This is a genomic window from Microbulbifer thermotolerans, from assembly GCF_001617625.1.
Classification (GTDB): Bacteria; Pseudomonadota; Gammaproteobacteria; order Pseudomonadales; family Cellvibrionaceae; genus Microbulbifer; species Microbulbifer thermotolerans.
Window position 1 is genome coordinate 662,821 of sequence record NZ_CP014864.1, and the last position, 7,180, is coordinate 670,000.

Consider the following 7,180-nt stretch of genomic DNA (forward strand, 5'->3'; position numbering starts at 1 on the left):
AGTTATATTTTCTCATTGCTGCTTTCCATCCGGGTGCAGAGCTTATTCGTTGCCTGAGCGCGGATTAGTCAGCGGTTTGCCGAAGTCGGGATGGCTTGGGAAAAGGCGTGAATTTTACTGAAATTTTTATCCGCAAGCCGGTGCTCGCCTCAGTGGTGAGTTTGTTTATTTTCCTGCTTGGCCTGCGCGCGGCCACGGAACTGAATGTGCGCCAGTATCCGGAGCTGGAAAATGCGGTGATCACTGTCACCACAGTGTACGTCGGTGCTGACTCAGACTTGGTGCAGGGGTTTATCACCACGCCGCTGGAACAGGAGATCGCCACCGCGGATGGTATTGATTACATGGTGTCTACCAGTGTCCAGGGCATCTCAACCATCCAGATCTATGTGGATTTTGATTACGATCCCAATGAGGTGTTGACCCAGGTGGTGGCCAAGGTCAACCGGCTGCGCAGTGAATTGCCGGAAGAGGCGGAGGACTCCAGTGTGGATATGGCGCTGGGGGAATCCACCGCAGCTATGTATTTATCCTTTTCGTCAGACATTCTCGATAACAATCAGATCACTGACTATCTGACCCGCGTAGTACAGCCCAAGCTATCGACCATTGCCGGTGTGCAGCGTGCACGTTTGCTGGGCAATCGGACCTTTGCCATGCGTATTTGGTTGAGGCCTGCCGATATGGCCGCGCAGGAGGTGACTCCAGCCGATGTGAGTGCGGCGCTCCGGCGCAATAATGTCCTGTCCGCAGTGGGTGCCACCAAAGGTGCCATGGTGGCTATGGAAATCCGGGCTAAAACCGATATTGCCTCGCCAGAGGCTTTTCGCAGTCTTGTTGTACGTGCCGACGGCGACCGTCTGGTGCGTCTCGGCGACGTGGCGGAAGTCGAGCTGGGGGCGGAGTCTTACGATACCTCTGTTTCCTTTAATGGCCGACCGGCCACTTTCGTCGCCATAGAAGTGGCGCCCGATGCCAATTCGCTGGATGTGATCCGGGTAGTCAGGGAAACCCTGGAGCAGGAGATTTTTCCGCAATTGCCCGAGGGGATGATTGGCGATATCCCTTACGACAGTACGGAATATATTCAGGATTCCATCGACGAGGTGATGAAGACCATCGTCGAAGCGGTGCTGATTGTGATTCTGGTGATCTACCTGTTTCTCGGCTCCCTGCGCAGCGTTTTAATCCCCGCGATAGCGGTGCCACTGTCTCTGGTGGGAGCGCTTTTTCTGATGTTGCTGATGGGTTTCTCCATCAATCTTCTGACGCTGCTCAGCATGGTGCTAGCTATCGGCATAGTAGTGGATGACGCCATTATTGTGCTGGAGAACGTGCACCGGCATATCGAGGAGGGCATGGTGCCTCAGGAGGCGGCGATTGTTGGTGCGCGTGAGTTGGCTTGGCCGGTGGTGGCTATGACCACCACCTTGATCGCCGTCTACTTGCCCATCGGATTTCTCGGCGGTCTCGTCGGCACTTTGTTTATCGAGTTCGCGTTTTCTCTCGCCGGTGCGGTTCTGTTGTCTGGTGTGGTGGCTTTAACTTTGTCACCGATGATGTCGGCCAAGATCCTGCGCCCTCGCACAGGGGGTGGCAACCGGCTGGAAAAGTGGTTGGAAATGCAGTTCAACCGCTTGCAGGAAAGTTACAAGAGTAGCTTGCACAGTGCGTTGAACGACCGCTTGGTGATTCTCCTCTTTGGCGCCATCGTCCTGGTCAGTTGCTATTTTCTGTTTGTATCTTCCCCCAGAGAGCTGGAGCCTGCCGAAGACCGGGGCTTGGTGTTGGCGATCTCTTCCGCTGATGCTTATGCAACCCTGGACTACCTCGAACAGTATACGGCGGAGTTGACACAAATTGCCGAGCGTCACGATGAAGTGGCCAATTTTTTCCTGCTCAACGGTGTCGGCGGTACCAGTAATGCCACCAATAGCGCCGTCGCAGGGTATGTGCTCGCCCCCTGGAATCTGCGCGACAAAGACACGGCGGAGATGCAGGCGGAGATCAGTGCAGAGGTGGCGCAGATTGCCGGGCTCAAGGTGGCGGTTGTGGTGCCACCGAGCCTGCCGACCGCGGGTGGCCGCCTGCCGGTGGAATTTGTAATCGGCGCCACCGAGCCGGTGGAGCGCCTCGCCGATTTGGCCGATGAAATCATGGCGCGAGCCATCGCCAGCCGTAAATTTATTTTTGTCGATTCGGACCTGAAGATCGACAAGCCGAAAATTATCGTCGAGATCGACCGGGACAAGGCGGCGGCCATGGGGGTGAGCATGGCCGACATCGGCCGCGAACTGGGCGCCATGCTGTCCGGGGCCTACATCAACCGCTTTTCTCTGGACAACCGCAGTTACAAGGTGATTCCGCAAGTCGTGCGGGTAGAGCGGCTCACGGGGGAACAGTTGGAAAACTATTATATCCGCGCGGTCAATGGTGACCTGGTGCCAATTTCCACGCTGGTCAATCTGCGTGAAACTGTAGAGCCGCAACAACTTAAGCGCTTTCAACAGTTGAATGCGGTGACCATCTCCGGTGTGCCGCGCCCCGGTATTACTCTGGGAGAAGCGCTGGGTGTGTTGGATCAGGCCGCCCGCGAAATATTGCCCCAGGGGTACTCGGTGGATTACGCGGGCCAGTCGCGCCAGTACAAGTCTGAAGGAGGGGAGTTGGAGATCACCTTTCTTTTTGCCTTGATTGTGATCTATCTCGTGCTGGCCGCGCAGTTCGAGTCCTGGCGGGACCCACTGATTATGCTGGTGACAGTGCCTATGAGTGTCTGTGGGGCCATGATTTTTGTCAGTCTCGGCTTAACCACACTGAATATCTACACCCAGGTGGGATTAGTGACACTGATCGGTGTCATTTCCAAGCACGGTATTCTGGTGGTTGAATTTGCCAATAAACTGCAGGAGCAGGGCCACTCCAAGCGCGAGGCGATAGAGCAGGCCGCCAGTATTCGCCTGCGCCCCATCCTGATGACAACTGCATCGCTGGTGTTGGCGATGGTGCCTTTGCTGGCCGCTGCCGGCCCTGGCGGCGGAGCCCGCTTTGCGATGGGCCTGGTGGTCGCCAGCGGTATGACAATTGGTACTCTGTTTACACTGTTTGTGGTGCCGGCGATGTATTTATATCTAGGCAGGGATTACGGTTATTGAGGAGGAAGAGCGGTTCAGCTTTGGGGAATCTTTGATGGGGTTGCCCGGCACTGTTATCCATTGCGGGCGCTAGCGCTGAGAGCTTCCATCTAGGGCAGGAAGTCTCAGCGCTAACGACAATTTCAGCGGTTACGCTTTAGCAGTTTTCCTGAATGGTTTGCTGCATGCGCCGGATTCGCTCCTGGCGTTCCTCCTCAGGTAGTACCCGCATCTTGCCATCGGCTCCCAGTTCGCGTATGCGGCTGTGGGTGGTCAGTTCCTGCAGGTTAGACTGGGCCATCCGGCAGCGCTGCGCGCGCACAGCTTCTTGAGCCTTGGTGAGGGCTTCATTTTGCTGTTGTTCCGGCTGTGCCTTTGGGGCGGCCGCCACATTTTTTTCACTGGAGGTGGGTTCTTCGGCCGGGGTGGGGTTGAGTGCTGCCTGTTCCGCCTGCCACTGCTTATAGCGTTCTGACTTGGGCTTCTTTACCACTTCGACGGATTGCTTTTGCGGCGGCTGGGAGCCGAAGTGCACCACGCCGTTTTCATCCACCCATTTGTAAATACCATCGGCCCGGGCGGCGAATGCCAGCGCTGAGATCAATATCGCTATAGCGAAGCGCATAGTTGCTCCTCGGTTTTTGTGGTGTCCTTTAGTGGCATTGTACCGGTCTGTGCGCGCTTGCCTACAACTCCTTTAACACTTTGGCTAATGCAGCGTTGCTCTATTGACAGCCGGGATTCAGTTTGCAGAATCAATCGCTCCCTCGGCGACTGGAGTTTTCCGCATATCCGCGGTGCCCGCTCCGGCCCGGCGGGCCAAACGCCCGCCACCTCTTGTCGAGAACCCCTCCCCACCCAGGAGGCCTGCGAGTCCGCACGACTCCGGTTAATGCCGGTGTCGGCTCGCGCGCACTGGCCAAGCCGATAGAGCCATCCTAAAAGTCGGCGGGCGATTGCGCAAAAGGCTGATATTTATCATTGATTTCCTTTACAATCGCCTTTTGTTTTTCTCATTGGCTGGCCTAGCTTGCCCTTTGAGAGATGTTTGTCCTATGAATCGCGAAATTTGAGGGGGCTTTTGTGGAATTACTCTCCGGCGGCGATATGTTGGTTCGCGCGCTGCAGGATGAAGGGGTGGACCTGATCTTCGGATACCCCGGAGGTTCGGCGTTGCATATTTACGACGCCATTTTTCGCCAGAAGAGCATCAAGCACATTCTGGTGCGGCACGAACAGGGTGCCACCCATATGGCGGATGGTTACGCTCGCGCCACCGGCAAAGTCGGTGTGGTGCTGGTGACCTCTGGTCCGGGCGCCACGAATGCGATTACCGGTATCGCCACAGCCTATATGGACTCTATTCCAATGGTGGTGATTTCCGGCCAGGTGCCAACGGAAAAAATTGGCGAGGATGCCTTTCAGGAAACCGACATGGTCGGCTGCTCGCGGCCGATCGTGAAGCATAGCTTCCTGGTAAAAAGCGCCGAAGAGATCCCCGAGATTGTCAAAAAAGCCTTCTATATCGCCAGTACCGGACGCCCCGGGCCGGTGGTGATCGATGTCCCCAAGGATGTCACTAACCCGGCGGATCGCTTCCCCTACCGCTATCCGGACAAATTGCGCATGCGCTCCTACACTCCGGCCGGAAAGGGGCACAGCGGGCAGATCCGCAAGGCGGTGGCGCAGCTGTTGTCCGCCAAGCGTCCGGTGATCTACGCCGGTGGTGGCGTGGTGCAGGGCGGGGGTGCCGAATTGTTGACTGAGCTGGCGCGCCGTCTGAATTTTCCCGTGACCAATACCCTGATGGGGCTTGGTGCCTTCCCCGGCAGTGACAAACGCTTCCTCGGCATGCTCGGAATGCACGGCACTTTCGAGGCCAATACCGCCATGCACCACGCGGATGTGATCCTGGCGGTGGGCGCGCGTTTCGATGACCGGGTAACCAACACACCGGGCAAATTCTGTCCGGGGGCCAAGATTATTCACGTCGATGTGGACCCGGCCTCTATCTCCAAGACGATTGTGGCGGACATACCGATTGTCGGCACCGTGCAGTCCGTGTTGAGTGAGATGCTGGAGATACTCAAGTCTTCCGATGAGCAGCCGGACCAGTCGGCTATTGTCGACTGGTGGCGTCAGATCGACGATTGGCGCGAGCGCCACGGGCTTTATACGGCACCGCGCTACCGCACCGATGGTGCCCTGATCATGCCGCAGGAGGTGATTCGAGCGGTATATGAAATCACGGAAGGCAACGCTTTTGTGGCTTCCGATGTGGGGCAGCATCAGATGTTTACTGCCCAGTATTACCTGTTCGACAAGCCGCGTCGCTGGATCAATTCCGGCGGACTGGGAACCATGGGGTTCGGTTTGCCGGCGGCGCTGGGGGTGAAAATCGCGCACCCGGATGAGGAAGTGATCTGCGTCACTGGTGAGGGCAGCATTCAGATGTGTATTCAGGAGCTGTCCACCGCGACGCAATACCATCTGCCGGTAAAAATTCTCTGCCTGAACAACCAGGCCCTGGGAATGGTGAAGCAGTGGCAGGAAATGCAGTACGAGGGGCGCCTCTCGAACAGTGTTTACGAAGAGTCTCTGCCGGATTTCGTCAAGCTGGCCGAGGCCTATGGCCACCTCGGAATGAAAATTGAGCGCCGAGAGGAGCTGTACGACAAACTGCGCGAAGCGTTTGCGATTAAGGACCGCACCGTATTTATCGACGTCTATGTGGACCCGTCCGAGCATGTCTACCCGATGCAGGTGATGCCGAATGGCTCCATGCGGGATATGTGGTTGAGCAAGACGGAGCGGACTTAGGGAAGTAATACGATGCGCAGAATTATTTCAGTCCTGATGGAAAACGAACCCGGAGCGCTTTCCCGGGTAGTGGGTCTCTTTTCTCAGCGTGGTTACAACATTGAAAGCCTGACAGTGGCGCCTACAGAAGATGCCAGTTTGTCGCGCCTGACGTTGGTCACCATTGGCGATGACCACAAGATCGAGCAGATTACCAAGAATCTGAACAAATTGATTGATGTGGTTAAGCTGGTGGATCTTACGGAAGGGGCGCATATCGAGCGCGAACTTTTGCTGGTCAAAGTGCGGGCCAGCGGTGCGCAACGCGATGAGATCAAGCGTAGTGTGGATATTTTTCGCGGCCAGATTGTGGACGTCACTAGCAATATGTACACGGTGCAGGTGGCGGGTACTAGTGAAAAACTGGATGCTTTTCTACAGGCGCTGGGCGAGCACACCATTATGGAAGTGGTGCGCTCCGGAGTTTCGGGCATAGCCCGCGGTGAAAAAGTATTGAGTGTTTGAACTGTTATTAAACCGATGTGAAATAGGAACTGAGTAATGCAAGTTTACTACGATAAAGATTGCGACCTGTCTTTAATCCAGGGCAAAACCGTGGCGATCATCGGCTACGGCTCCCAAGGGCACGCCCATGCCAACAATTTGAAGGATTCCGGTGTAAAAAACGTGGTTGTCGGTCTGCGTAAGGGGTCCAGCTCATGGGCCAAGGCGGAGAAGGCCGGGCTGCGTGTGGCGGAAGTCCCCGACGCCGTGAGAGACGCCGATGTGGTAATGATACTGACGCCCGACGAACACCAGGCGCAGATCTACCGCGAAAAGGTGGCGCCCAATTTGAAGTCCGGAGCGGCGCTCGCGTTTGCGCACGGCTTCAATGTGCATTTTGAGCTGATCGAGCCACCCAAAGACGTCGACGTAATCATGATCGCGCCCAAGGGGCCGGGCCATACAGTGCGTTCCACCTATCTGGAAGGTGGCGGTGTGCCGACATTGATCGCCGTCTATCAAAATGCCTCTGGCACGGCTAAGGAACTGGCACTGTCTTATGCTTCTGCCAACGGTGGCGGCCGTTCCGGCATCATCGAAACCAACTTCCGCGAGGAAACCGAAACGGACCTGTTTGGTGAGCAGGCGGTTCTGTGTGGCGGTGTCTCCGCGTTGGTAACGGCGGGCTTTGAAACCTTGGTGGAAGCGGGCTACGCGCCGGAAATGGCCTACTTTGAATGTCT

5 protein-coding genes (1 of these 5 cut by a window edge) are annotated in these 7,180 nt (G+C 56.4%); 4 read left to right on the forward strand and 1 reads right to left on the reverse strand.

The window, feature by feature from the left end:
* Positions 1 to 107: 107 nt before the first annotated feature.
* Positions 108 to 3,155 (forward strand): efflux RND transporter permease subunit, encoded by a 3,048-nt coding sequence (locus A3224_RS02810; protein ID WP_067157338.1) that lies wholly within the window; start codon positions 108 to 110, stop codon positions 3,153 to 3,155.
* Positions 3,156 to 3,291: 136 nt separating this feature from the next.
* Here A3224_RS02810 and A3224_RS02815 read toward each other — a convergent pair whose 3' ends face one another.
* Positions 3,292 to 3,759 (reverse strand): DUF4124 domain-containing protein, encoded by a 468-nt coding sequence (locus A3224_RS02815; RefSeq protein ID WP_067151201.1) that lies wholly within the window; start codon positions 3,757 to 3,759, stop codon positions 3,292 to 3,294.
* Positions 3,760 to 4,217: 458 nt separating this feature from the next.
* Here A3224_RS02815 and A3224_RS02820 point away from each other — a divergent pair, with 458 nt between their 5' ends.
* The 3 genes in view from A3224_RS02820 to ilvC are tightly spaced (at most 36 nt apart) and all read left to right on the forward strand, a layout consistent with a single transcriptional unit that may run on beyond the window.
* Positions 4,218 to 5,954, forward strand: coding sequence for an acetolactate synthase 3 large subunit (locus tag A3224_RS02820; protein ID WP_067151204.1), 1,737 nt, complete (start codon positions 4,218 to 4,220; stop codon positions 5,952 to 5,954).
* A gap of 12 nt (positions 5,955 to 5,966) precedes the next feature.
* A complete protein-coding gene (gene ilvN, locus A3224_RS02825) occupies positions 5,967 to 6,458 on the forward strand; it encodes an acetolactate synthase small subunit (RefSeq protein WP_067151207.1) in 492 nt (163 codons plus the stop codon).
* A 36-nt stretch (positions 6,459 to 6,494) separates the two neighbouring features.
* Positions 6,495 to 7,180, forward strand: the 5' portion of a protein-coding gene (ilvC, locus tag A3224_RS02830; RefSeq protein ID WP_067151210.1) for a ketol-acid reductoisomerase. It continues 340 nt past the right edge of the window; the window shows 686 of its 1,026 coding nt (coding positions 1–686); its start codon is at positions 6,495 to 6,497; its stop codon lies beyond the right edge, outside the window.

Coding starts and splice junctions, on each gene's coding strand:
- A3224_RS02815 (WP_067151201.1), bottom strand. CDS start 3,759: ATGCGCTTCGCTATAGCGATATTGATCTCAGCGCTGGCATTCGCCGCC.
- ilvN (WP_067151207.1), top strand. CDS start 5,967: ATGCGCAGAATTATTTCAGTCCTGATGGAAAACGAACCCGGAGCGCTT.